The sequence below is a fragment of the Psychroserpens citreus genome (genome assembly GCF_055686305.1).
Window position 1 is genome coordinate 592771 of sequence record NZ_CM145999.1, and the last position, 25945, is coordinate 618715.

The following is a 25945-nucleotide window of genomic DNA, read 5'->3' on the forward strand; positions in this document are numbered from 1 at the left end:
CTATTACAAAAAGCTATCCAATATTAATTTTGTGCCATACTGACACTATTATTATTTCTTTTAAAGTTTAGGGCGGCTTTTACAAAAGCAACAAATAGTGGATGTGGATTAGCCACAGTACTCTTGTATTCTGGGTGGTATTGTACGCCAACAAACCAATTATGTGACGGAATTTCGACAATTTCGACTAAGCCAGTCTCTGGGTTTAATCCAGTAGCTTTCATTCCTGCAGTTTCAATTTGTTGTTTATAATCATTATTAAATTCGTAACGATGTCTATGCCGTTCTTTTATCGCATTTGTCTGATAAACATCTTTTGAAATACTACCTTCTAATAACTCACAATCCCATGCACCTAATCGCATAGTACCTCCTTTGTTAACCACATCCTTTTGAGACTCCATAAGATCTATTACTGGATTAGTAGTCGTCTCACTCATTTCTGTAGAATTCGCATCTTTCAACCCAAGAACATTTCGGCTGTATTCTATAACTGCCATTTGCATTCCCAAACAAATTCCTAAAAATGGAATATTGTTTTCACGAACATATTTTACCGCTTCAATTTTCCCTTCAATACCACGTTCTCCAAATCCTGGCGCAACCAACACACCATGCAAATGCTTTAATTTTTCAGCTGCGTTCTGCTCAGTCAGATATTCAGAATGTATGGATTGTATTTTTACCTTCACTTCATTTTCTGCTCCAGCATGAATAAAGGCTTCTAAAATCGATTTATAAGAATCTTGAAGCTCTACGTATTTGCCTATAAGTCCTATGGTTACTTCTCCTGTTGGATTCTTATGACGCAATAAAAACTGATTCCATTGGGTTAAATCAGGTTCAGAACTCTCTAAAGCCAACTTCTTTAATACAACGGTATCCAATCCTTGTTCTAACATTAAGTTTGGCACATCATAAATAGTTGACGCATCTATAGATTGAATTACTGCTTCTGGGCGTACGTTACAAAATTTTGCTAATTTGTTTCTCAGATCTGAGGGTAATTCATGTTCGGTACGACACACTAATATATCCGCCATAACACCACTTTCCATCAACGTTTTAACACTGTGCTGTGTAGGCTTAGTTTTGAGTTCACCAGCAGCAGATAAGTAAGGAATTAATGTCAAGTGAATCACTATGGCATTTTGCTCTCCTAACTCCCATTTAAGCTGACGTACTGCCTCAACATAAGGTAATGATTCTATATCACCAACTGTACCTCCAATTTCTGTGATGACTATATCATAATCACCAGACTTTCCTAAAATTTGAACCCGATGTTTAATTTCGTCTGTAATATGCGGAATCACCTGAACCGTTTTACCTAAAAATTCACCACGACGTTCCTTTTCTATCACACTTTGATAGATACGACCTGTCGTTACATTATTGGATTGACTTGTCGGTACATTCAAAAATCGCTCATAATGTCCTAAATCTAAATCTGTTTCTGCTCCATCATCGGTGACATAACATTCACCATGCTCATACGGGTTTAAAGTTCCAGGATCAACGTTTATGTATGGATCTAATTTTTGGATTGTAGTACGATATCCTTGAGCTTGGAGAAGTTTTGCTAAAGAAGCTGCGATGATGCCTTTTCCTAAAGAAGAGGTAACGCCTCCTGTTACAAAGATGTATTTGGTAGTAGTTGTCATGTTGCGCTGTTAAACGCAGGCAAATTTACAAAATTTAAATAGTTATTAAGGAATTGTTTTGGGGTTTATTAATGAAGCCATGAAAAGTATAGTTATTACCTAAATTTACGTAGTTCTACGTATTGACTCGCCACATCAAAAACACTACCTTAATCACTGAAAATTAGCACTATAACAAATTTTAGAAGTCATGGAATGTTCAAATATATTAGAAGCAGCCGTAAAAAAAGGAAATATAAGTCAATCATTATTCAAGGGATCTACAAAAACTGAACTCATCATCGATTTACAACGTACACTTTTCGAGCTAGGATTTCGCAAGGAGTTAAAATGGGATAACTATCAAGCAGATGGTAACTACGGCAAAGCAACAGCTGCTGCGGTAGCAAGTTTTGCCAAAAAAAATAAAATCCATAGCGACGGCACAGTTGTTTCCACAAAACTTGCAAAACTAATATTACAGCGACATGATTTCCTACCAGACATGTATACATTATGGACAATTTATAAATCTGATCTTAGAACCAGAAAATATATATCGAGAGGTACCAGAATGAGCATTAGAGCTGTGCAAGTCCTTTTATATGAGATTGGATATGAGACCCAGCTAAAATTTCACAAATTTGGGGCAGATGGACTCTATGGAAATAACACCAAAAATGCTATAATTGCTTATGCAAATGATAATGGTATTGACTCTGATGGAGATTTGTTAACACGGCCATTTGTTAACCTAATGATAAAAGACATTAATACATTTTATGGAAGATATTGGAGTGAGTTAGCCGAAAAGAATCTACCAGATAAATCTTCTCCTCTTATATTATTTACAGGATCTCAATTTATGGGCAAACCCTGTCGAGCTGATATAGAATTTGCGCCTATTTTAGACAAAATTAACCGTCATGCAGTAGATGCGAATATTTCTGTGTATATAACCAGTTCGTTTAGAACGACTACAAATGTAAATGGAGCCATTGTAGAGCCAGCAATATTTTCAAATCATCTTGCAGGTCATGGAATAGATATGAATGTTATTTATGACAATAATAAATGGGCTAACTCAAAAGTTTTAAAAAAGTATCCAAACATACCAGATCCTGTAAGGCGATTCATTAAGGCCATCATCGATGATCCAGATTTACGCTGGGGAGGAACATTTCAAACCAAGGACCCAGTTCATATTGATGATGGTTTAAATAGAAATATGAATCAATGGAAAAAAAGATACAAAGCCATGCAGCAAGCTGTTCAATTAGGACATTAATATCACTTTGGATAGCGTTCTTTAATATCACGTATGAGATCCTCTAAGCCATTCAGTTTTAATTCATAAACTTGAGTCAACATATCACCTAATCTTCCTTTAGGAAACCCTTTAGCATGATACCAAACAATATAATATTCTGGTAAATCAATAAGATAACGTCCTTCATATTTACCATAAGGCATTTTTGTATGCGCTAGTTTAATTAAGAAGTCTTTATCGGGCTGTAACTCCATACTATTGTGACCTGTAAGCTTTGAACTTATCTAGCTCAGCCTTCACAAATTCAGACCATAAGGCTTGCTGTTCTTTATTGATTGAATTCTCACTTTGAGTATCATAAGCATTTTGCATTTTTGCTAAATTAATATTAGCCTGTTCATGCAACGTTCTTAACTCTCGCTTAATATCTTGAGAGACACTCAATTTAGAAATAGCGTAGCGTAATTGGCGAACATGCAATTCAGTGATATCAAAATGTAACTGTTCGTGGGCTAAAATATGGTCATCTCCTTTAGATTTTATATACCATGATTTTTCAGGATAAAAATGCGCACTTACATTGGTTTCAAAACTCACAATTTGACTATTAGATTGTTGAACAGAAAATGAAAATGTAATTCCAGAGGCTGTTACTGCAACCGCATCTGAGTTAGCTTCTATAGGTCCCTTAAAATCAGACCAAGATAGTTTCTGACTTTCATTCCAAGTAATGGTCACCTCATTATTGTTAGAGGACACATTGAAAAGAACTAAAAAAATAATTAAAAAACGTGGTAACATTTAGTTTAGCATTAATCCCAGTTAAAGGTGATATCTTTTTCGATATCAGGATGTAAACTGTAATGTACAGGACATGTATTTGCTGTTCGCTCTAATATAGTTCTTGTTTTTTTATCCGTTTCAAACGGAAAATTTAAAACCACTTCAATCTTAGATATACGTCTTGGATCACTTGCCATTGTCTTGGTGACATGCGCAGTTGTTCCTGTCATATCTACATTTAAATCTTTGGCTTTAATTCCCATAACGGTAATCATACAACTTGCCAGTCCTGTAGCAACAGTATCTGTAGGTGAAAACGCTTCTCCTTTACCATTATTGTCTAAAGGTGCATCGGTTATAAAAGAATTATTAGATTTTAAATGAACACTTTCGGTTCTTAAACCGCCTAAATAGGTGACTTTTGATGTCATTATTTTGCTTCTATTATGGTTAGATTATCATACTTTACAACATAGACAGCTTCATTATAATATCCACCAAAAAGTTTCTTAGAATAACGGAATTTATTCTCTACATACTCGGTTTCAATATCACTTGATGATGCAGCATACAAATCCTCTTCGCTAGCCAATCGCAATAATAAATCAAGTGTAATGTCAAATCCACGAACTGCATATTTATTTGGACTTACATTATACGTACGACGATACGCTCTCACAAAAGGGTTTCTCGCAGTTAAAATATCTGTTGTTTTATTAGGTGACGGATAATGGAATTTTAAATTAGATAAGTGGTAGTTAGAGATTTCTCTTCCTTCAAATGCTTTATTCTTATTGGTAGTCATCAAAATAACCTCAACATCTTTTACAGACATTCCATTAATCATACTAATTACATTAGAAGCAAAACCTTCATTATCAGTTTCTAAAAACACAATATTTTTACCAGGTTTAAAGATGTTTTCTAAATCGGTTTGGTAGATAAAGTAAGCTTCTTGTCCTTTTTTATTTTTTCTTGAAAAAATTTGTTTTGCTGAAGGGAATTCAGACATTAACCGATCACTTACAGCTTTATGCTTAGAATCGGCAATCACAACCATATGCTTTGGCAAAGAATCACGCTTCACAAAATTTATGATGGTTTTCTCTAGCAATTCATCTGAAGGTACAGTCTGAAACACATTACTATACAGATTAGTAGGTTTTGTTAAAGGTGATACTACTGGTATATTGTCCTTTTTTAATTCTGAAGCAACACGATCTAAATTCTTTGATAATAAGGGTCCAATAATAGCATCATATTCAGAAAAATCATTATCGTTTAAGATCTTAGATATTTCTGAAGGTTGATTTCTAGTATCAAAGACTTTTAGATCTGTAGAAATTCCTAAATGCTTAGCCGAATCTAAAGCCATTAATACACCTGCATGAAAATCTAAAGACACAGATAATAAGGCATCTTTTTTTATTGCTTTTTTGGCCTCTCTAACGGAATCGACATCAATACGATGCATCCTGTATGGTAACATAAGTGCAATTTTCTTCCGACTTAAATTACTCAACTTATTGGCAAGATTGGTATTTACTAGATCTTCGACGTTAGCAGTAGTTTGAATATCTGAAGGTACTTTTAAAACCATTCCTAACTTAAGTCCACCATCTTTTAATTCTGGGTTTAAAGCTTCTAATTCTTCTTGGGTTACACCTAATTTTCTATTAAGTGCCATATAACCTTCACTCTTTAACACTGTATAATAGCTGTACTCTTCTTCAACTGTTTTCTCTTCATTATCACTAATATTAGGTACATTTAGGTCTTGCCCTGGTTGCAAAACATCTCCAAGGTTTGGATTTAGAGCTTCTAATTCAGGAACTGTAATTCCAAACTTATACGCTACGCGCCATTTTCCTTCTTTAGGTAAAACTTTGTACTTCTTAATCGTATTATTCAACGACACTTTACTAACTACAGTTTTAAACTTCGGAATCTTGATTCTATCACCTTTTCTTAAGTTTTCAGAATATAGTCTTGTGTTATATTTCTTTATATCTTCTATATCAACACTATACTTTTTGGAAATACTATATAAGGTTTCCTTACGCTTAACTTTATGTTTTTTAAAACTAACCGCTTCTTTTACTGCTTCAGGAATTGGATCATTTTTAACTCTTGATGTTGGAATTATCAAGACTGTGTTCTCATCTATAGATTGTTTTGCATCAGGATTGAGTGCGTAGATATCAAAAGGCGTTACTAAATACTGCTTAGCAATACTTTCGATAGTTTCACCCTTTTTGACTTTATGTGTTTTATAAGCTTGAGCTATGACTGTAAAGTTGCATAGCAATATGATGATGATTAAGAGTTTTTTCATTAAAAAATTATTTATATCAATATATCTTTCAGACCTCTGTACATATGAAACACATTTGATACATAAGTCACACTATTATTCCCATTCAATGGTTGCTGGTGGCTTAGAACTAATGTCATACACTACTCTATTAACGCCTTTCACCTTATTTATTATCTCATTCGAGGTTTTTTGTAAAAATTCATATGGCAGATTTACCCAATCGGCAGTCATACCATCTGTACTTTCAACAGCCCTTAACGCAACGCACTTCTCATAGGTTCTTTCATCTCCCATAACACCTACGCTGTTTACAGGTAATAACATTGCTCCAGCTTGCCATACTTTATCGTATAAATTCCATGAACGAAGATTATTTATAAAAATAGCATCTACCTCTTGTAATATACGAACTTTCTCAGGAGTTAGATCACCTAAAATACGAATTGCTAATCCAGGACCTGGGAACGGATGACGACCTAAGAGTTGTGAATCCATATTCATAGATGCTCCAACACGTCTTACCTCATCTTTAAACAATGTTTTTAAAGGCTCTACCACTTTAAGTTTCATAAAGTCTGGTAATCCACCTACATTGTGATGACTTTTAATCGTTGCGCTAGGTCCACCAGTTGCTGATACGCTTTCAATAACATCAGGATAAATAGTACCTTGTGCTAACCATTTTACATCTTGTATGCGATGTGCTTCATCATCAAAAACCTCAATGAACACGCGACCTATCGTTTTTCGTTTTTCTTCAGGGTCGCTCTTACCTGCTAAGGCATCCAAAAAGCGTGCCGAAGCATCTACACCTTTAACATTGAGTCCCATACCTTCGTATTGATGTAAGACATCTTCAAACTCATTTTTCCGAAGTAAACCGTTATTAACAAAAATACAATAGAGGTTATCACCAATAGCTTTATGTAACAACATAGCAGCTACAGAAGAGTCGACACCACCAGATAACCCTAAAACGACTTTATCATTACCAAGTTTAGCTTTTAAATCATCAACCGTTTCCTCTACAAAGGACTGTGGAGTCCAATCTTGTTCAACTTTAGCAATTTTAATAAGAAAATTATGTAATAATTGGTGACCATCTGTTGAATGATACACTTCTGGATGAAACTGAATTGCATAGGTACTTTCACCTTCAATTCTAAAGGCAGCATTCTCAACATCACTAGTACTAGCTAATAATACTCCACCTGTTGGTAGTTGCTTGATGGTATCGCTATGACTCATCCACACTTGACTGCCTTCGTGAATATTCTCGAAGAAATCCTCATCCAATTTCACAAAATCTAAATTAGCTCGTCCATACTCTCTCGTATTGGATTCTGCGACTTGACCACCAGAAAAATGTGCTAAATACTGAGCGCCATAGCACACAGCTAGCATTGGTTTTTTGCCACGTATATTGGACAAATCTGGATGTAGCACATCTTCACCTCTTACAGAGTTTGGACTACCAGATAAAATGACCGCTTTAAAGCTGTCAGAATCTGAAGGAATTTTATTGAATGGATGGATTTCGCAGTAGATATTTAATTCTCTAACGCGACGCGCAATTAACTGTGTGTATTGCGAGCCGAAATCTAAAATTAGGACTTTATTGTGTTGCATGTGCAAAAGTAATAATTAGATCTAAAATTAAAACTAGAATGCAACAAATTTTATACTAGATTGTCAACACTAAGAACTCGCCTTTTAAAGGCTCTAATTCTTCAATTAATTTTGGAATCAATGCACTTCCATATTCTAAATAAAACTCAGAGAAATTCATATTACGCTCTTGCAAACTTTGACCAGGAAATAGAGCATCTTGAATTTCAGTAACGCGTTCTATGTGATCATTAAGTTTTCGCTTTTGTGCTTTTAACAAACGCTTTTCAAGATGTTCCAAGCCTTTAATTTGTTTTCGCTCTTGAGCAGCAACAGCACCTTTAAAGGATTTATCGGTTTGTTCAGCAAGTTTATGCAAACCTTCAAACTGATGTTTCAAATGTGCTTTTTGAGAAGAAAAATCAATATCAACTTCTGAAATTTGTTTAGCCACTTTGGTCTCTAAATCAACTTGATTTAAAAATAAATCTTTAACCGAAACTTCTAATTTTTCAAGCTTTTCTTTTTGTTTATCAGTAATCAACAATACCGAATTTCGAAGTAACAACATTGGAAACACTACATTTTGGGCTTCAAAATTAGATTTCAACTGAAGCCAATACGCCAATTCACCTCCACCTCCAATATAACATAAATTAGGCAGAATTACTTCTTGATATAACGGACGCATAATCACATTAGGTGAAAATCGCTCCGGCACCTCATTGAGGTGTGTTAACAATTCACTCTTACTCCAAGATATATCTGTATTCAGAACTTTATATATTCCATCTATTTCTACAATTCGTTCACGAAGTCGTTGAGTAATATAGAACAAATTGATATTTCTAGGATTAACTTGAATCTTATAATTTCCGTCTAAACCATTAAGCTTTGTGTTAGCTTCTGAAACCTTCCTAAATGAGGTTTGACCAACTAACTCATCTTCAATATAAGGGATGAATTCATGTTTTAAATCAGTGTCATTACCATCAACAATAACTAATCCATATTTAGCAAATAAAATATTCACCAAATATCGCATTGCAGATGTTAAATCTTTATGTTCTAAATAGGCATTTTGAAACAATTCCTTTAATTCTTGAGCATTTGATGTAGCATTTAATTGACTAGAATACACCTCAAAAACTTGGTCTAAACCGTTAAGATCTAATGCACCTACGGCACCTGAAGCCTCTCTATTCCATTGTACTTTTTGTCCTCTAAAATTGAAATAATTAATCTCATCAAAATCATGATCTTCAGTAGCCATCCAATATACTGGTACAAAATTTTGATCTGGATTTTGAGCTTTTAACTGTGAACATAAATTAATTGTCGAAATAATTTTATAGAAGAAATATAAAGGCCCCGTAAACAAGTTCAATTGGTGACCTGTTGTTATTGTAAACGTATTACTATCGCGTAACAAATTAATATTCAATTTTGTAGCTTCAGAAATCGAAAGAGCTTCATATTGATCTTGAAGCGACTTAACCAAAACTCGTCTCATTTCCGAAGAAAACGAAGCGCTCTTCTCTTGAATTTGAGCTTTGAAATTATCTAGATTTGGAAAGCGATTATAAAACGGTTTTAAATCGTCATGTTCATCTAAATAATCACAAATCAATGTAGAAAAATAGGTTGTTTCTCTAAACGGAATACAGTCAGTTGGCATAGTTATAGTTCAAATCAGGCATAAAGATAAGCTTCTTGACTTTTTTTAAGTCCTAAATTTTAGTTAATTCATGTGCTCTTGCTATCTTTACTGCTCAACTCAAAATTATTCTGCTTTCATGCAAAAAACTTTAGCTCTCACCATTGCACTATTGACATCCTTTTCAGTAATTGCTCAAAACCTTCAGACACCCTCAGAGTTTTTAGGGTATGAATTAGGAACAAAATTCTCAAGACATCATCAAGTTATTGATTATTTCAAACATGTCGCTCAAGAAAATCCAAATCAAGTCAAACTAGAATATTATGGAAAAACAAATGAGAGACGACCTCTAATGTTAGCCTATGTATCTTCAGAAGAAAACATAAAAAACCTAGAGATTATAAGAGAAAATAACCTAAAGAATACTGGGGTTTTAAATGGCAACCCAACAAATACAAATATAGCCATTGTTTGGTTAAGTTATAATGTTCATGGAAACGAGGCCTCTAGTACCGAAGCATCTATGAATACAATTTATAAGCTACTTACTGAAAAACAAGAGTGGTTAAAAAATACAGTTGTTATTATTGACCCTTGTATTAATCCAGATGGTCGTGATCGCTATGTTAATTGGTATAATGAAACAGCTAGTACGCCTTACGATATTGACCAACAAGCAAGTGAACATAATGAACCATGGCCAGGAGGGCGGCCAAATCATTATTTATTCGATTTGAATCGTGATTGGGCCTGGGCAACACAAGTAGAATCGTCTTCAAGACTTAAAATATATAATAAATGGATGCCACATATTCATGTAGATTTTCATGAGCAAGGTATTAACGAACCCTATTATTTTGCCCCAGCTGCTGAGCCTTTCCATGAGGTGATTAGTGATTGGCAGCGTGATTTTCAAACCCAAATTGGAAAAAATCATTCGAAATATTTTGATGCTGAAGGCTGGCTATACTTTACAAGAGAACGTTTTGACTTACTATATCCTAGCTATGGAGATACCTATCCAACCTTTATGGGAGCTATTGGTATGACCTACGAACAAGCAGGTCATGGTCGTGCTGGACTAGGCATTTTAAATGATGAAGGCGATGTACTAACCCTTGTAGATCGTATGAAACATCACACCACTACTGGTTTGTCTACAGTTGAGATATCCTCAAAAAATGCCGAGCAGTTAAATACAGAATTCGCTAAGTTTTTTGATAACTCTAGCTTGAAATACAAAAGTTATGTATTACGTGGACATGAAGATAAAATTAATAGCTTAAAAGATTTACTCAACAAACATGATATTAAGTATCATTTTGCTCAAGGCGGAAAAGTTTCTGGGTTTAGATATTCGACATCCAAACAAGATCAAATGAGTACAACAAATCGTGACCTCGTTGTTAGCACTGATCAACCCAAAGGAAAAATGGTTAAGGCCTTATTTGAACCTAATGCTAAATTAAGTGATTCACTTACATACGACATCACAGCATGGTCTGTACCTTATGCATATGGATTAGATGCTATTGCAAGCAAAACACTATTTGAAGCTGGAGCGTTAAATCTACCTAAAATGAAATCTTCTGTACTTGATCTTCCTGTTGCAATAGGCTATGCTGAAGAATGGGATAGCATTAAAGACGCTCAGTTTTTAGCTGAATTATTAAATCAAGGCATCAAAGTCCGTTTTACAGAAAAACCATTTAGCGCTGAAAATAAAACCTACGACCGAGGGACTTTAATAATCGTAACTGGAGACAACAAAAATACAGAGGGCTTTCTCACTAAATTGATGAATGTATATTCAAAATTTGATAAAACTCCAAATGCCATCTATTCAGGGTTCTCAACTTCAGGGCCAGATTTTGGGTCACCAGATATCAAATTAGTGAATCCTCCAAAAATAGCAATCTTATCTGGAGACTATACGTCATCATACAGTTATGGTGAATTATGGCACTTTTTCGAACAACAATTACACTATCCAGTTACCGCTATAAATACAGAAAATCTCAATCTAACCAACTTGTCTAAATATAATGTTTTGATAATGCCAAATGGGTATTATAGCGGTTTGATTGATGAAAAACTCAATGAAAAACTCAAAACATGGGTGAGTTCTGGAGGTAAATTAATTGCCATAGATGGTGCTTTAAACAGTTTTGCCGATAAAGAAGGTTTCGGTTTAAAACGTAATAAACCTCAAGACATTACTGAAAAAGATAAAGAGGATGCCAAACGTATTAAATATGCAGATCGAGAACGTGATTACACCAAGAACCTAATCACAGGAGCCATTTTTAAAAGTGATGTTGACAACACACACCCAATGGCTTTTGGCTATGATGATCACTATTTTACATTAAAATTAGGAAGTGCTTCTTATGGCTTATTAGATAATGGCTTTAATGTTGCCTATTTAAGTGATTCCCCTAAAAATGTATCTGGTTATGCTGGCAAAAATGCATTGAATAAATTGGACAACACCTTAATTTTTGGAGAACAACGCATGGGACGCGGAAGCATCATATACATGGTAGATAATGTCATGTTTAGAAGCTTTTGGGAAAATGGAAAACTCTTTTTAGTCAATTCAATTTTCTTTGTTAATAATAACTTACACGAATTATAGGTTATAGGTAAATATTAAGATGAAAAAGGGCGAAGTAATTAAAAATTACTTCGCCCTTTTTCATGTTACTTTCTAGGAATCTTTACCTTACGCATACGTTCAATCACTTTTGAATAGTGATCGACTAGTTTTTGACCATTCTCTTTTGTTGGGTTTTCAATGGCCTCCATCAAGTATGGAAATTTTGAAAAATCAAACCCAGACGTATCAAACTGCTTTTTAATTTGTGTCGACAGCTGATCTAATCGTTCTTTTTGATTTTTTGCATTTCCTAAGAGTTGAGACTTAATATTTGTTGTTGTCATCATTTTATCTTCATAGGTCATTGAAGTGTCTATCTCATATAAACTAGGTCTAAAACTAGGATCCAGTTTTGCCAAACTAAGCTGCATCTCATTCATAGTATGTTGCATTTGCTTTACAGCACCAACCATATCGTTGTTATTTATTCCAACAGCAGTATTGATATACGAAAATAGCTTATCGCCTTTTGAATCTTCCCATGCCACTCCAATAATTCTTTGATAATCGTTTATTTTCATAGCTTTTGGTGCTACTGAAATTGCTAATCCGTCACCATTTCCTGAAGGCAACACATAATCTCCTTTTTCGACATTACCTATTACTTTAACTGGTACTTGTCCCATAAAAGCAATACGTTCAAATAAATGCTCTTCACTCTCTTTAGGCATTGCGCCACTAATTAATGGATTTTGAGATACCACCATATAATGTTCTGCTGTTGCGAATGATTTAGAGATTAAACCACCTCTTACACCAACAACATCTCCAAATACTAAAAGTTCATTAGCATCATATTTCCGCAGCCATTCGGCATAATCTGCACTTCCAGATTCGAAGGCGACACCAATATTGATGGCATTATACAGATACCATTCAGCAAGTTGTATCCCATCTATAGACAAATCGACAAAAGCCCATAACGCATCATCACAATCTCCAGTAGCACAAAGCCCAACAGCTGCAACTAGATTGATTCCAAATCGTTGAATTGATACAGCAAAGTCCATTGTATAATGATATGCTGTAAACGAAAAATCATTCGCATAATACTGATTTTCTAACACATCATTTATGAGATCATCTGGATCAAAATTAAACGATGGAGCTGGATCAAAATCTATAAAAAGATCTATTAAATCTCCTGCACTTGGAGGATCAATAATATCAAGCAGAAAATCTAATGCTACTGGCTCTAGATAATCGTTACCCTCTATACGACCTCTAGCTTGACCATTGGTATTAAAAAATGTGATAAAGTTATTATCTCTACTAGGCTGGTTCTCATTTAACCGAATTGCAAGGCCTTGGCTACTACCTTGGACTTGAAGCGGATAAGATGAATACCCATTCTGACTAGCATCAACTTCTGCGTCGATTCTTACACGATTATTAAACAGACTAACACCATCAACTTCCAAATCATCATTTAAATCGGTTCTACCGTCTACATTTAGATTTCCTGTTAAATTAGACAGGTTAGCATTATTCACATTAAACGCATTGTTGATATTGGTAACTCCATCTGCGGTCAATGTATTTAAACTTGAATGCTGATTCACGGTGAGATTCTCAAAAACGCCATCTGTAAAAAAAGCTGTTCCGAATACATATAAATCACCAGATAGCGTTGTTGTACTTTCATTATTAACAAAAAAATCACTTTCAATATTCGTTTCACCATCTACAGTTAAAGTACCACTTAGGTTTGTCGGACTTTGATTATTGACGGACAAGCTATTGTTTAGATTGGTTTCGCCATCGACATCTAAAGTTGATGTCGCAATGATTTCACGATGCCTTACATAGGGTATATAAGTCAAATTTTGATCACTAAATAGTATCATATCATTACCATCAAACAAATCGATTTCTACTGTAAGACGCTTTGGACTATCCCAATAGATTTGACCAAATACCGATGGGCTTTGACCTGTAATCTCTCCTTGACCAATCATAAGGTTGATCATCCCAAACGGATCGGTCTCAGTTTGATGAGTTTCTTGATAAACAGTCGCACCAGATTCATCTTGAATTGTAAAGCGAACTTCCAATGGTGTATTAGGTAAATTATTACTAGAAACATCCACTCCAGGAATTTCCTGTGGATTATTGTCTATAATCACAGCTTGGTAGTTAATGCCATCTGTTTGTGCAAACGCAACAAGATTCAACATAAAAAATGTGACAAAAAATGTAATGTTCTTCATTGGTTTTGGTTTTAAAATGGGCAGTTACAATTGGGTAGGTTGATGATAATTCCAAACCCAAATTGATGCGCCGAAAGTTTCAATTCTTCTTTATCTGTAGCATTTCCTTTATCCAGTAATGCTGTTTTTCCTATAGTATAGTTTGCTGTTATTGAAGTGTTTCTCGATATAGGATATGTCATCATCAATCCACCTCTTAAAAAAAAGATGTTATTATTGAATTCCTCTTCACCTACCAGATTAAAAACTTGATTATTGATGGTTTGGTTTCCTTGTATTAAAAATTCTGCAGATACAGAACCTTTCAGAAAAAAAGAAAAATCACGCAATCTAAACAGTCTATAATCCAAGCCGGCTTCTAATCCTAAATAGGCAACATCCCATTCGAAAAAATTATCTAATGTTCTATCACTTCCTATTGCTCCATAACCAGCATATAAAACACCTACAGAGAAAAAAAAGGTTTCATTATTATTTATGACATCTCTATATCCCATTTTCAAATAGGTATTAGGCTTTGATTGCAAATTCTCTAATCCGATTCCAAAAGAGTTCTTATAATCAAAAGCAGAACTACTTTTACCCAATTCCATGTACAATTGCTGACTGAAACTAACACATGTTGTAAGCATGCATATATAAAAGACAAATCGCTTCATAACTATCGTCTTACCAGTTTAGCCACTAACACTTCAGTTCTCATTTGCAATCTAAAAACGTAACTACCCGAACTCAAGTCCCCAAAATTTATAATCAAGGTTTGCATGGGATCAAAGATTTTGTTGTAGACCAATCGTCCCAAAATATCATGCATGGTCACAGTAACCACATCAAATATGGGTTCTTGAAACTGTACATTGACATGATCTACAAATGGGTTTGGATAGAAAAAGCCTCTTAGATTATTATCCAAATTTTCTGAAATTAATGAAGCATCTACAGGTTGTAGAAAACCTTGACGTAAGCTATGGTTATTAGCATCATAAGTTCTTATAACACTTTGTTGACCAATACTCTCTTGTATATAATAACTTTTTGAGTTTGCATATACAATATGAGTTGATCCTTGAATCCCTAAAGATTGCCGTTTTAAAGTTTGTGCAGATCCAAATGAAAAGATGAGCATTAAACTTGTAATAATCCAGTTTTGATGTGACATAATTAACTCGTTTAATTTCATCGAAGGTAGGACAGGGAATTGCTAAAAAAAAGGGAAAATGTCCATGTCCACCCTTTGTCCACCATCAAAAAAAATGCAGAAATAAAAAATTAAGGATATTTATACATAGTGAAACTTGTTAATAAAACAAAATACAAATAACTGATTATCAATGTATTAAAACATATCAAGAAATGTTCATATCTTAGGTAATCCAACCACCACAAAACATGGAATCAAAATCAAACCTCAACAATGTCCCTTTTTTAATATTTCAGAAGAAAGTCTACTTCAAGGTGGACATTAACATTTATGTCATCTTATTTATTATCTGTTCATTCTCCATTAATATAGAAGCTCAAAACATGAAAGATGTCGACAGCTTAGAAACTGTTTTAAAATCTCAAGTAGGCCTAGAAAGATTAAAAACCTTAGAACAATTATATACGAGTATTCGCTTTAAAGACCGAAACAGAGCTAAAGCCTATGCCATGGAAGCCTTACAACTATCAGAGTCTGTTAATGACAATTTAGGCATTGCTACAGCAAATCATAGAATAGGGTCTCTTATGAAAAGTATCAACTTGGATTCTGCGATTTTTTACTTTGATAAATCTCAAAAATTCGCTCAAAAAGCCGACGATAAATTACTACAAGGCTATGCCTACACTGGAATGAGTGATGCTCTAAGACTTCAGGGTAAGTATAACAAAGCGCTTGAAGCTATTGATAAATCTATTGCAATAAGTCGCAATCTAAAAGACGGTTTAAACGAAAGCATTGCGTTACAATATAAAAACAGTATTTACCGAAATAAAGGCAACTATATTTTAGCATACCAAAACTCAATAGCTGCTCAAAAAATAATGGACACCATCCCCGGACAAGTTTTAAGAAAAGCAGATCTCTTAAAAGATATTGGAGAAATAGAATTCCACAGAACCAATTACGATGATGCTATAAAAAACTATAAAAAAGCCTTAAGCATCTATGAAGCCGAAGAAGATTTTGAATTTGGAGTAATGACCTTAAACAGAATTGCAAATTCTTATATCGCAATGAAATCTTTTGATAATGCTAAGGAATATGCAGAAAAAGCAGAGAAAATATCTAAGGAAAAAGGGATGACCAGTAGTTATAATATATCGCAAATTAATTTAGGAATTATTCTGAATGAAACAGGGAACCATATTCAAGCTAAAACTATTATAGAACGCACATTAAAATCGTTTAGAGAAGAACAAAATATTAACGCCATATACTCAACCTTATTGGTGTTAGGTCAAGTCTACGATAATATGAAATCATATGATCTGGCAGAAACGTACTATAATGAAGGACTATTAATTGCAGATACTATAAACGCGCCTAGAGAATCTCAAGAGTTTTATTTATATAAATCGAAACTCAACTTTAATAGAGGTCAGTTTAAACAAGCTTATTTAGATCAAGAACAGTTTATCAAATTAAAAGATAGCCTTTCAGAAGTGAATAATGAACGTAATATTGAGGAACTCATTACCATATACGAAACCGAAAAGAAAGAGAAAGAACTAGCACTTCAAAAAGCCGAAATTGAAGTCTTGAAACAAAAAGAAGACATCTCAAAAAACAGACAACTACTTTTGGCGATTGGTAGTGTTTTGCTAATCCTTTTTGCCGGAGCCTTAATCTACGGACTTCAACAAAAAATAAAACGTAATAAAGTGGAACGTGAAAAATTGGACAACTCACTTCAATTTAAAGAGAAAGAACTAACGACTCATGCCTTACATTTGGCGCATAAAAATGAAGTACTACTAGATTTAAAATCTCAATTAAAAGAATTGAAATCAAGTTCTGATAATTCTAGAAACTTCCAAAAAGTCATAAACACAATAAATTTAGATATCAACAACGACAATAATTGGGAACAGTTTAGAACATACTTTGAAGAGGTTCATAAAGATTTTAACGCAAAGGTAATCAGAACCTATCCAGAAGTATCATCAAACGACTTAAGATTAATGTCACTTTTGAAGATGAATTTATCTTCAAAGGAAATTGCAAATATTTTAAATATTTCTACTGAAGGTGTAAAAAAAGCGAGATATCGTCTACGTAAAAAACTCAATCTGTCTACAGAAGACTCATTACAAGAATTAGTTATTGAGCTGTAAATCAACCGTTTAATTTGTTTAGTCCACTTGTTGTCCAATAAAAATTATTGGGTTGTCCACATGTTGTCCACCATCAATATTTTAATTCATAATAAACAGATTCTATGTTTGTACTGTCATTAATTTGACAACCAGTTTTGTGGTGCCTTGCTCTGGTTAGGCTGCAGACTTTACCAGTTGCAAGACGCTACGAAAACTCACAACAAACCACAAAACACAAGTATTATGAATTTCTTAAACACTTTAAACATCAAGTCCTTTCTAATCCTAATAATTATTGCAGCCACTTCGTTTAGTTGTAGTAGTGAAGATGACTCTTCAGATAACCCACCTACTAATACTAATATAGAAGTTTCTATAAATGAATATCCTAATTCAGGAGACCTAATAACTACAGTCACATCTAATCTATCAGGTAACTTAAATTTCAGTATTACAACACAATCTATATCTCAGGCATTTGATATCAATAGCTCAACTGGAGAAATCCGTGTTTTAGCATGGCAAGTTTATGATTTTGAAACAAACCCAAGCATAACCGCTTCAGTTGAGATTAGTAACGGAACTGATACTGAAAATAAACTTATTATTGTTTCAATAAACGATGTAGACGATATTGCTGCATTTTTAAATAGTTCATTAAGTGATTATGACAACGCTAACAATGGCGATTGGATTATGATCACCGAAAGCGAATATAACGACTTAGCAAATTATTTATCTCAAGTTACTAAAAGTGGAGCAACAGATAATCATATTTTAAGCAATGCGAATGTTCAACAAAATCCAGGAAATGTACTACTAGCAAACAGAAATGGAAACACCATACCAGGAAGCAGTTATTTGTTTGCATTTAAATACTATTCTTGGGCAAACAATGTATCAGGAACTAAAGTAAAAATCTCAGAAGGTGATGAATTTGGAATTTACAATCCTATAGGTAATACATTACCACAACATAATGATGAATACAATCATTTTGTTCTTAAAGGAAATACGACAACTACCAGTAACGAAGCTCATCTAGCTATATTTTCAAGCTTAAGTGTAGGTTTTAAAAGCATCAATGGAACCACCTATGGCTGGGGAGATGGAGGTGATACCGATATGATTACCAATGGAAATGTAAACGCTGTTTTTTTATATCAAGGCTTAAGCACGACATTAAAACAATGGGATTAGCCAAAATCCTTTAGTTTGTTAAAAAAGAGTAAGCGTAAAAGTTTACTCTTTTTTTATTCTGAAAAATTGTCGAACTTGTTTGAAGAATTACAAAACATAAATTATTGATTTTTGAAACTCATATCCTAGAACAACCGCTTTTAAATCATATAGAATCTATCTTCTATTTTAAAAACTTCCAACCCGAACATTCTATTGAACGTGTAGTACCAACTGGACATGTATTCATTATTTTCGAATTAGATGGTTTTGAGAGACACACATATGATAATGAGACGTTAAAGCCTAACGGAAATTTTAAAAATGTTTGGGTGTCTGGAATGCACAAAGGTTATTTGTCTATTTCGGCACATCAAAATTCTGAAATGCTAGTAATTCAGTTTAAGGCCAATGGCGCTTATCCATTTTTTAATTGTCGAATACACGATTTGAATAATAGGGTCATTAATGCTCAAGAACTATTTGGTGATGCTATTTTACAGTTGAGAGATGAGATCATTAAACAAGATGACATTTCAGAAAAATTTCAACTGGTCGAACAATGGCTAAATAAAAATTATGATGCTAAAAAAACACCAGACACATCTATTGTTGAAGTTTTAAATTTACTTAAAACAAAATCTGAACGAGAAAACAATACCATTACAGAAACGTATAAGAAATCTCAAAAACATCTTATTAATCAGTTTAAAACCTATTTTGGCTTAACACCTAAAGTGTTTCATAGAATCTTTAGGTTTAATGACTTGTTAGAGCAAATACATCAGAAACAGAGCCTAGAATGGTCTCAAATCGCTCACGAATTTGGATACGTGGATCAATCTCATTTTATCAAGGAATTCAAAGAATTTTCGGGCTTTAATCCTCAAGAATTTATAAAAGCGGGTTTCCAAAATGATGAAACGAATTTTTTTCCATTAGACAGGAAAGGTTAATTTTTTACTATCACAGTTAACAATAAGTTTCTTAATTTGTAATCTATCTCGTTTAGAATTATGAAAACATATCTATTTCAAATTATCATCTTTTGCTTTTCGATAAGCCTCTATGCACAAAACAACAACGACGTTTCAGAAAAAAGAATCACATCAGTTATCGATTCTTCTATAGCCGATAACTTAGTCTTAAAACAATCATTTGTAGTTAACGTGCCTTTGGATTCTGTTTGGAATGCTTACACCACAAAGAAAGGGTGGGAAAACTGGGCAACTACCAAAGCTGAAATCGATTTTAAAATAAATGGTATTGTAAAAACCAATTATAATAAAGATGGAGAAATAGGTGATGAAACAACCATTACACTACATATTGTTAATTATATACCTAAACGAATGCTAACATTTCAGGCAGAACTCACTAAAAACTTTCCTGAGTTCATGAAAGCTGACGAAAAAGACCTATTCAACATGATTCTATTTGAAGCCATAGAACCTTCTAAAACCAAAGTAGTATCTTATGGAATTGGTTATAAAAACAATGAGAAGTACATGTCATTAATGAAATTTTTCATTCAAGGCAACGCACAATCTTATCTCAATTTAATCTCTTATTTGGAAACAGGGCAACCTTCAGTAAACAATTAAACTATGGACAAAGCACTACAAACCATGATTAATAATATGCCAGAGAAAACAGGCAAATCATTAGATGAATGGAAATCAATATTAAAAACTAAAACCTTTACCAAACATTCAGAAGGTGTAAACTTTTTAAAAAAAGAACATGGCGTCACACATGGTTTTGCCAATACGATTGTTACCTTATCAAAAGAGGAAAATAATTCTGACGAAGATTTAGTTACAGCACAATATAAAGGTAAAGAAATGTTATTTCCAATTTACGAAAAGCTGCTTTCAGTTATAAAACCTTTTGGAAATGACATTACAATCACTCCCAAAAAAACCAGTGTAAGTGTAATAAGAAAACGACAATTTGTCTTGATAAAACCTGCAACTAAAACACGAATAGACTTGGGCTTAAAACTAAAAAATGTTCCTACTACAAATCGCTTAGGTAATTCTGGTCCATTTGGAACTATGTGCACACATCGTGTTCAACTCATTTCAGAATCTGAAATAGATCAAGAATTGATAGATTGGATGAAACTAGCTTATGAAAAAGCACAATAGTCATGTCAAATATTTACCAATATTAGATGTTAAATAATGAGTATTAACTTCTTAAATCCTTCAGTAACCTTATTTGAAAAACTATTTTTTTATAGATTTGACTAATAATCTATAAAACCTATTTTTTGGAAGTAAGTAGAGAACTTTTATTCTTTTTTAGTGCTTTAGGCGCTTTTAACGGACTCGTCTTAGGTCTTTATTTTTTATTTTTTGCAAAACCTAAACATATTTCTAATTTATTTTTAGGAACCTTCTTAGGCATGCTAAGTATTCGAGTAGGTAAATCGGTGTTTTTTCATTTTAACACAGAGCTATCCTTTCATTATTTACAATTTGGTTTAACGGCCTGTTTTTTTGTGGGGCCATTTTTATATTTTTATGTAAAATCTATTACAAACACTTCAGATAAAGCATTTACATCATGGAGGTATCATTTAGCTCTCTTGATTCCTATTGCATTAATAACAGGCTTTTTATACCCTTTTAAAACACATATAGGTTTATGGAGGCCTTATATTATAAATATTATATATATTCAATGGTTTATATATATTTTGGCAACAGCCTTTGTTATTCGCAATCGGATTAAAAACCTATTTATTAGGCAAAACAAAGTCACTGGTTTAGACATATGGTTAATTAGCATTTTAATTGGTAATCTATTACTAGTTGCCTCATATTACTTTACAAGTTTCGTAAATTATATATCTGGCGCACTTACGTTTTCTTTTCTATTATATATTCTATTACTATTCGTTTTTTACAATAAAAAAAATAAATCGATACTCTTTTATAATAAAGATAAATACGCTGACAAGAAGATCGCTACAGAAGATGCCTTACAATTAACCCAAAAATTAAACACCATTATGCATGAAGACGCATTATATAAAAATGCCAATTTAAAATCGTCTGATATAGCGAAAAAAACAGGGTTAACAACACATCAATTCTCACAATTATTGAATGACAATTTAGGAAAGAACTTCGCTTTATTTGTAAATGAATATCGAATTGAAGCGGCCAAATCAATGCTTAAAAACAATACTAATTTAACCTTAGAAGCTATTGGATATGAATGTGGATTTAATTCTAAGTCTACTTTTTTTACAACCTTCAAAAAACTTGTAGGCATGACGCCTTCACAATTCAAAAACCAATATTAAAGTTCTATTTTATAAATCCGAACTTCTAATTTATAACTCAAAATTGATTTTTAATTCTAAATCTAAATATTGCTGAAAATAAAAATCAGCAATGCGAATCTTAACTCTATTTTTAACAATTCTATTATTTATTAGTTGTACTAATTCATCTAAACCAGATGTAGCTACAAGTAATGATAAAATTCTTTTTATAGTTTCTAATCAACATACTTATGGTAATACCAACATAAATACTGCCAATCATTTTGGCGAAATAGTATTTGCTTATGATGTTTTGGTTAACGAAGGTTATGATGTGGATTTTGTGAGTCCAGAAGGAGGTGCCATACCAATTGGATATTTAGCAACTTCAAATCATTTACAAAAACAATATTTGTATGATTTTGACTTTATGAAAAAGCTTAAAAACACCTTAAAGCCAGAAACAATTACTTCAACAGATTATAAGGCCGTTTATTACGTAGGTGGTGGAGCTGCCATGTTTGGAGTTCCTGAAAACAAAAATATCCAAGATATAAGTTTATCTATTTATAATAATAATGGTATTGTCTCTGCAATTTGTCACGGAACTGCAGGTATTGTACATCTTAAAACTAAAGATGGCAACTATCTCTATAATGGAAAACAAGTTAATGGATTCCCTGATTTGTTCGAAAACAAAGATGCTGATTATTACAAGACATTTCCGTTTTCAATAGAAGGCATTATAAAAGAGCGTGGTGGAAATTTTAACTATTCTAAAGACGGTTGGGATAACTACTATAAAATTGATGGTAGACTCATTACTGGACAAGATCCTACTGCAGCAGCTTCTGTAGCTAAAAAAATCATTCAAACATTAAAACATTTATAAACTAAGACTATGAAAACATTATTTGCGACTCTTACATTTTTTGTAATGATGATCTCTTTCTCTCAAGAGGTTCAAAAAAGACAAATCACAAGTACAGAAATCGATGCTATTTTTTCACAATGGGACACCAAAGATAAAGCTGGCATAGCAGTAGGCATCCTAAATGACGGAAAAATAGAATACGCCAAAGGTTTTGGATTGGCAAATTTGGAGCATAAAATTCCTGTCAATCCTGAAACTAAGTTTCACATTGGAGACTTAGCTAAAGAGTTTACAGTCTATGCACTCTTATTATTAGAACAGCGTGGAAAGCTCAAACTGGATGACGATGTTCGAAAATTTATACCCAAATTATCTACCCTACCAAATACCATAAGTATAAAACAGCTCATTCATCATACAAGTGGTTTAAATAATTCTGAAGTTTCTAAGGCATTAGCTGGATGGAAAGCAGATGATGTATTTACCAAAGAGCAAGCATACGATTTGGTTTTGAATCAAGCACACAACTTACCTGCTAGTGGTACTACACAACGTTATACGGATGCTGGGTTTATGATTCTAGAAGATCTTATTTCCATGGTTGGCAAAATGCCCTATGCTGAATTTATATCGAAAGAAATTTTCGAACCTCTAGGAATGAAACATTCTGTATTCGATACACAACAGGCAATAATCACCAACAAAGCTCAAGGATATTTTCCTAGTAACAACAGCTTTGTTTGTTCTACTATGAATCCAAGTCAAACCATCATTTCAGATGTTTATACAACTGTTGAAGATATGTGTTTATGGGCAAAAGAACTTCTAAATCCTAAAATAGGAACACAACAAATGGTAGAAAAATTCGATAGCTTATCAATTGTAAATAACAAAGAAGTTGAAGAGACAAATACCGCATTATATACAGGAGGTCATCGATTTTGGAATTTTAGAGGTGCTAAAAAGCTATACCACATTGAAGTTGCTGGAGGATATGCCAGTAAGTTAATTCGGTATCCAGATTATGATCTTGCTGTAGTGATAATGGGAAACGATGGTACTTATAACGGATATGCAGCTACAGGAGCCAGTGAACTCTATATTGAAGATTTCCTTGAAAATCCTGTAAAGCAAGAAGCTACACAAATTGCCTCTAAAAAAATATCAAAAAAACAACTTAAAGCATTTGAGGGAGATTATTGGGATATTGATAGTCACACTTCAAGAAAAATTTATGTCGCTAATGATACTTTAAGATATTTCAGAGGCTCTGGAAATGAAAGCCCACTTGTACCTCTTAACAATAAATCTTTTAAGATGATTACAAGAGGGGAAGTAATGGTACACTTTGATACTAATGTTGTTCCTAAAACTATGACTGTAAAAGTCGGAAATGACACTTTTAATTTGATTGCTTATAAGCTCAATGCAGGCTGGAGTGAGGATTTAAGTCCATTTATAGGAAACTACTACTCACAAGACTTAAATACTTCTTATTCTTTATCTATTAGCAAAAGCAATCTCATACTCCAACACCCTAGATTAGAGACTATTCAATTAAGTCCTAGAATAAAAGACACATTCACAGGAAATCAAAGGCATTTTTCAGCTTTAAAGTTTCAGAGAGATACAAATGGATCTATAAATGGATTTAAGTTATCTACAAATGGAGTTAATGATATATGGTTTCAAAAGGAAGTTAGCCCTAATGAAAACTTTACAAAATCTGAATGAATGTGTTATTTGATAACCAATTGAATACTAAAAAACCTAAATAATTTTAAAACATAACGAATGAAAAACCTTTTATTGAACAAGGACTATTTGAGTTTAGTTAATGACCTCAGCATACAAATCAAAATCCTCAGCTTCAATAACTTTAACTGTAGTAAACTCTCCAGTTTTTAAGTAGGTTTTAGTGGCATCAATCAATACTTCGTTATCCACATCTGGCGAATCAAATTCGGTACGACCTACAAAGTAATTCCCTTCTTTACGATCGATCACTACTTTAAATTCTTGCCCAATTTTAGCTTGATTCAATTCCCAAGAAATTTGCGACTGAATTTCCATAATTTGGTTCGCTCTATCAATTTTCACATCTTCAGGAACATCATCTTCTAAATTATAGGCATGTGTATTTTCTTCATGTGAATAGGTAAAGCACCCCAATCGTTCAAAACGCATATCTTTAACCCATTGCTTTAAGGTTTGAAAATCGGCTTCAGTTTCTCCAGGGTACCCAACAATCAAGGTTGTTCTTATAGTCATTTCTGGAACCTTTGTTCTAAATTCATTTAGCAACTTGGTCGTTTTTTCTTTAGTGGTCCCACGACGCATACTTTTTAGAATAGCATCTGAAATGTGCTGGAGAGGAATATCTAAATAATTACAAATTTTAGGCTCACGATTCATCACATCCAAAACATCCATAGGGAATCCCGTAGGGAATGCATAATGCAATCGAATCCATTCGATACCATCCACTTTTACCAAATGCTCTAATAATTCAGCAAGGTTTCTCTTCTTATATAAATCTAATCCGTAATAGGTTAAATCTTGAGCAATTAAAATGAGTTCCTTAACACCATTTGCTGCTAACTTTTCAGCTTCAATGACAATATCTTCAATTGGAGTACTCTTATGTTTCCCTCGCATTAATGGAATTGCACAAAAACTACACGGACGATCACAACCTTCAGCAATTTTAAGATATGCATAATTTTTTGGTGTCGTCGTTAAACGTTCACCTATAAGTTCATGTTTATAATCAGCACCTAATGCCTTTAGTAATTGTGGCAATTCAGTAGTTCCAAAATATTGATCTACATTAGGAATTTCTTTCTGCAAGTCTGGTTTATAACGTTCACTTAAACAGCCAGTCACAAACACCTTATCTACATCACCAGCCTCTTTTTTCTGCATAAATTCCAAAATGGTATTTACACTTTCTTCTTTGGCATTATTAATAAACCCACAGGTATTAATCACTACAACATTACCTTCCTCTTCATGTACAACCTCTTTACCGTTAGCTTTTAATTGCCCCATTAACACCTCACTATCGTAGACATTTTTACTACAACCTAAAGTGACGACATTAATTTTATTCTTCTTAAGTGATTTAGTTCTCATAATCAAATTTCAGAGGGCAAAGATACATCT

At 33.3% G+C, this 25945-nt stretch carries 21 protein-coding genes; 10 read left to right on the forward strand and 11 right to left on the reverse strand.

The window, feature by feature from the left end:
* Nucleotides 1–23: 23 nt before the first annotated feature.
* Nucleotides 24–1664, reverse strand: a complete 1641-nt coding sequence (locus ACTU6T_RS02815) for a CTP synthase (RefSeq protein WP_460219749.1) — start codon at nucleotides 1662–1664, stop codon at nucleotides 24–26.
* 190 nt (nucleotides 1665–1854) lie between these two features.
* Between ACTU6T_RS02815 and ACTU6T_RS02820 the strand changes: the two genes are divergently transcribed.
* Nucleotides 1855–2931, forward strand: a complete 1077-nt coding sequence (locus ACTU6T_RS02820) for a M15 family metallopeptidase (protein ID WP_460219750.1) — start codon at nucleotides 1855–1857, stop codon at nucleotides 2929–2931.
* A 2-nt stretch (nucleotides 2932–2933) separates the two neighbouring features.
* Here the strand turns inward: ACTU6T_RS02820 and ACTU6T_RS02825 are convergent, their stop codons facing one another.
* The 6 genes from ACTU6T_RS02825 to bshC all read right to left on the reverse strand — a co-directional run bounded on the left by ACTU6T_RS02825 (nucleotide 2934) and on the right by bshC (nucleotide 9299).
* Complete coding sequence (locus tag ACTU6T_RS02825; RefSeq protein ID WP_460219751.1) at nucleotides 2934–3167, reverse strand: DUF3820 family protein; 234 nt, start codon at nucleotides 3165–3167, stop codon at nucleotides 2934–2936.
* 1 nt (nucleotide 3168) lies between these two features.
* Nucleotides 3169–3714 (reverse strand): DUF922 domain-containing protein, encoded by a 546-nt coding sequence (locus tag ACTU6T_RS02830; protein ID WP_460219752.1) that lies wholly within the window; start codon nucleotides 3712–3714, stop codon nucleotides 3169–3171.
* Nucleotides 3715–3725: 11 nt separating this feature from the next.
* Nucleotides 3726–4127 carry an OsmC family protein gene (locus ACTU6T_RS02835; protein ID WP_460219753.1) on the reverse strand — a complete coding sequence of 134 codons (402 nt, stop codon included), beginning with the start codon at nucleotides 4125–4127 and terminating at the stop codon, nucleotides 3726–3728.
* Entirely contained in the window at nucleotides 4127–6031 is a 1905-nt protein-coding gene (locus ACTU6T_RS02840; protein ID WP_460219754.1) for a LysM peptidoglycan-binding domain-containing protein, read from the reverse strand. Before ACTU6T_RS02840 ends, ACTU6T_RS02835 begins: the two co-directional genes overlap by 1 nt.
* A gap of 75 nt (nucleotides 6032–6106) precedes the next feature.
* Nucleotides 6107–7642, reverse strand: coding sequence for a glutamine-hydrolyzing GMP synthase (gene guaA, locus ACTU6T_RS02845; RefSeq protein ID WP_460219755.1), 1536 nt, complete (start codon nucleotides 7640–7642; stop codon nucleotides 6107–6109).
* 55 nt (nucleotides 7643–7697) lie between these two features.
* Complete coding sequence (gene bshC, locus ACTU6T_RS02850; RefSeq protein ID WP_460219756.1) at nucleotides 7698–9299, reverse strand: bacillithiol biosynthesis cysteine-adding enzyme BshC; 1602 nt, start codon at nucleotides 9297–9299, stop codon at nucleotides 7698–7700.
* A gap of 118 nt (nucleotides 9300–9417) precedes the next feature.
* On the opposite strand from bshC, the gene ACTU6T_RS02855 reads away from it, so the two are divergent.
* Nucleotides 9418–11919: a M14 family metallopeptidase gene (locus tag ACTU6T_RS02855; protein WP_460219757.1), complete on the forward strand. Its 2502-nt coding sequence runs from the start codon at nucleotides 9418–9420 to the stop codon at nucleotides 11917–11919.
* Between the two features lie 65 nt (nucleotides 11920–11984).
* Here ACTU6T_RS02855 and ACTU6T_RS02860 read toward each other — a convergent pair whose 3' ends face one another.
* From ACTU6T_RS02860 to ACTU6T_RS02870, 3 genes are read right to left on the reverse strand one after another with little or no spacing between them, the layout of a single operon-like run.
* The gene (locus ACTU6T_RS02860; RefSeq protein WP_460219758.1) at nucleotides 11985–14150 is read right to left on the reverse strand and encodes a hypothetical protein; all 2166 of its coding nucleotides are present in this window, start codon (nucleotides 14148–14150) and stop codon (nucleotides 11985–11987) included.
* Between the two features lie 11 nt (nucleotides 14151–14161).
* Complete coding sequence (locus ACTU6T_RS02865) at nucleotides 14162–14809, reverse strand: hypothetical protein (RefSeq protein WP_460219759.1); 648 nt, start codon at nucleotides 14807–14809, stop codon at nucleotides 14162–14164.
* 2 nt (nucleotides 14810–14811) lie between these two features.
* Nucleotides 14812–15309, reverse strand: coding sequence for a T9SS type A sorting domain-containing protein (locus ACTU6T_RS02870; RefSeq protein ID WP_460219760.1), 498 nt, complete (start codon nucleotides 15307–15309; stop codon nucleotides 14812–14814).
* Nucleotides 15310–15539: 230 nt separating this feature from the next.
* Here ACTU6T_RS02870 and ACTU6T_RS02875 point away from each other — a divergent pair, with 230 nt between their 5' ends.
* From ACTU6T_RS02875 to ACTU6T_RS02910, 8 genes are all read left to right on the forward strand, one after another.
* Entirely contained in the window at nucleotides 15540–17468 is a 1929-nt protein-coding gene (locus ACTU6T_RS02875; RefSeq protein WP_460219761.1) for a tetratricopeptide repeat protein, read from the forward strand.
* Nucleotides 17469–17693: 225 nt separating this feature from the next.
* On the forward strand, nucleotides 17694–18650 hold the full coding sequence (locus ACTU6T_RS02880) for a cadherin repeat domain-containing protein (protein WP_460219762.1): 957 nt from the start codon (nucleotides 17694–17696) through the stop codon (nucleotides 18648–18650).
* A gap of 104 nt (nucleotides 18651–18754) precedes the next feature.
* A complete protein-coding gene (locus ACTU6T_RS02885) occupies nucleotides 18755–19585 on the forward strand; it encodes a DUF6597 domain-containing transcriptional factor (protein WP_460219763.1) in 831 nt (276 codons plus the stop codon).
* A gap of 60 nt (nucleotides 19586–19645) precedes the next feature.
* Nucleotides 19646–20233, forward strand: a complete 588-nt coding sequence (locus ACTU6T_RS02890; RefSeq protein ID WP_460219764.1) for an SRPBCC domain-containing protein — start codon at nucleotides 19646–19648, stop codon at nucleotides 20231–20233.
* A 3-nt stretch (nucleotides 20234–20236) separates the two neighbouring features.
* Entirely contained in the window at nucleotides 20237–20779 is a 543-nt protein-coding gene (locus ACTU6T_RS02895) for a DUF4287 domain-containing protein (protein WP_460219765.1), read from the forward strand.
* Nucleotides 20780–20904: 125 nt separating this feature from the next.
* Entirely contained in the window at nucleotides 20905–21945 is a 1041-nt protein-coding gene (locus ACTU6T_RS02900) for a helix-turn-helix domain-containing protein (protein ID WP_460219766.1), read from the forward strand.
* 91 nt (nucleotides 21946–22036) lie between these two features.
* Nucleotides 22037–22798 (forward strand): type 1 glutamine amidotransferase domain-containing protein, encoded by a 762-nt coding sequence (locus ACTU6T_RS02905; RefSeq protein WP_460219767.1) that lies wholly within the window; start codon nucleotides 22037–22039, stop codon nucleotides 22796–22798.
* A 9-nt stretch (nucleotides 22799–22807) separates the two neighbouring features.
* Nucleotides 22808–24514 carry a serine hydrolase domain-containing protein gene (locus ACTU6T_RS02910; protein ID WP_460219768.1) on the forward strand — a complete coding sequence of 569 codons (1707 nt, stop codon included), beginning with the start codon at nucleotides 22808–22810 and terminating at the stop codon, nucleotides 24512–24514.
* Nucleotides 24515–24610: 96 nt separating this feature from the next.
* On the opposite strand, the gene rimO is transcribed toward ACTU6T_RS02910, so the two are convergent.
* The gene (gene rimO / locus ACTU6T_RS02915; RefSeq protein ID WP_460219769.1) at nucleotides 24611–25915 is read right to left on the reverse strand and encodes a 30S ribosomal protein S12 methylthiotransferase RimO; all 1305 of its coding nucleotides are present in this window, start codon (nucleotides 25913–25915) and stop codon (nucleotides 24611–24613) included.
* Between the last annotated feature and the right edge of the window lie 30 nt (nucleotides 25916–25945).

Excerpts from the sequence above, each read along its gene's own strand:
- ACTU6T_RS02815 (WP_460219749.1), bottom strand. The coding sequence starts at position 1,664 with ATGACAACTACTACCAAATACATCTTTGTAACAGGAGGCGTTACCTCT.
- ACTU6T_RS02820 (WP_460219750.1), top strand. The coding sequence starts at position 1,855 with ATGGAATGTTCAAATATATTAGAAGCAGCCGTAAAAAAAGGAAATATA.
- ACTU6T_RS02825 (WP_460219751.1), bottom strand. The coding sequence starts at position 3,167 with ATGGAGTTACAGCCCGATAAAGACTTCTTAATTAAACTAGCGCATACA.
- ACTU6T_RS02830 (WP_460219752.1), bottom strand. The coding sequence starts at position 3,714 with ATGTTACCACGTTTTTTAATTATTTTTTTAGTTCTTTTCAATGTGTCC.
- ACTU6T_RS02835 (WP_460219753.1), bottom strand. The coding sequence starts at position 4,127 with ATGACATCAAAAGTCACCTATTTAGGCGGTTTAAGAACCGAAAGTGTT.
- ACTU6T_RS02840 (WP_460219754.1), bottom strand. The coding sequence starts at position 6,031 with ATGAAAAAACTCTTAATCATCATCATATTGCTATGCAACTTTACAGTC.
- guaA (WP_460219755.1), bottom strand. The coding sequence starts at position 7,642 with ATGCAACACAATAAAGTCCTAATTTTAGATTTCGGCTCGCAATACACA.
- bshC (WP_460219756.1), bottom strand. The coding sequence starts at position 9,299 with ATGCCAACTGACTGTATTCCGTTTAGAGAAACAACCTATTTTTCTACA.
- ACTU6T_RS02855 (WP_460219757.1), top strand. The coding sequence starts at position 9,418 with ATGCAAAAAACTTTAGCTCTCACCATTGCACTATTGACATCCTTTTCA.
- ACTU6T_RS02860 (WP_460219758.1), bottom strand. The coding sequence starts at position 14,150 with ATGAAGAACATTACATTTTTTGTCACATTTTTTATGTTGAATCTTGTT.
- ACTU6T_RS02865 (WP_460219759.1), bottom strand. The coding sequence starts at position 14,809 with ATGAAGCGATTTGTCTTTTATATATGCATGCTTACAACATGTGTTAGT.
- ACTU6T_RS02870 (WP_460219760.1), bottom strand. The coding sequence starts at position 15,309 with ATGTCACATCAAAACTGGATTATTACAAGTTTAATGCTCATCTTTTCA.
- ACTU6T_RS02875 (WP_460219761.1), top strand. The coding sequence starts at position 15,540 with ATGGAATCAAAATCAAACCTCAACAATGTCCCTTTTTTAATATTTCAG.
- ACTU6T_RS02880 (WP_460219762.1), top strand. The coding sequence starts at position 17,694 with ATGAATTTCTTAAACACTTTAAACATCAAGTCCTTTCTAATCCTAATA.
- ACTU6T_RS02890 (WP_460219764.1), top strand. The coding sequence starts at position 19,646 with ATGAAAACATATCTATTTCAAATTATCATCTTTTGCTTTTCGATAAGC.
- ACTU6T_RS02895 (WP_460219765.1), top strand. The coding sequence starts at position 20,237 with ATGGACAAAGCACTACAAACCATGATTAATAATATGCCAGAGAAAACA.
- ACTU6T_RS02905 (WP_460219767.1), top strand. The coding sequence starts at position 22,037 with ATGCGAATCTTAACTCTATTTTTAACAATTCTATTATTTATTAGTTGT.
- ACTU6T_RS02910 (WP_460219768.1), top strand. The coding sequence starts at position 22,808 with ATGAAAACATTATTTGCGACTCTTACATTTTTTGTAATGATGATCTCT.
- rimO (WP_460219769.1), bottom strand. The coding sequence starts at position 25,915 with ATGAGAACTAAATCACTTAAGAAGAATAAAATTAATGTCGTCACTTTA.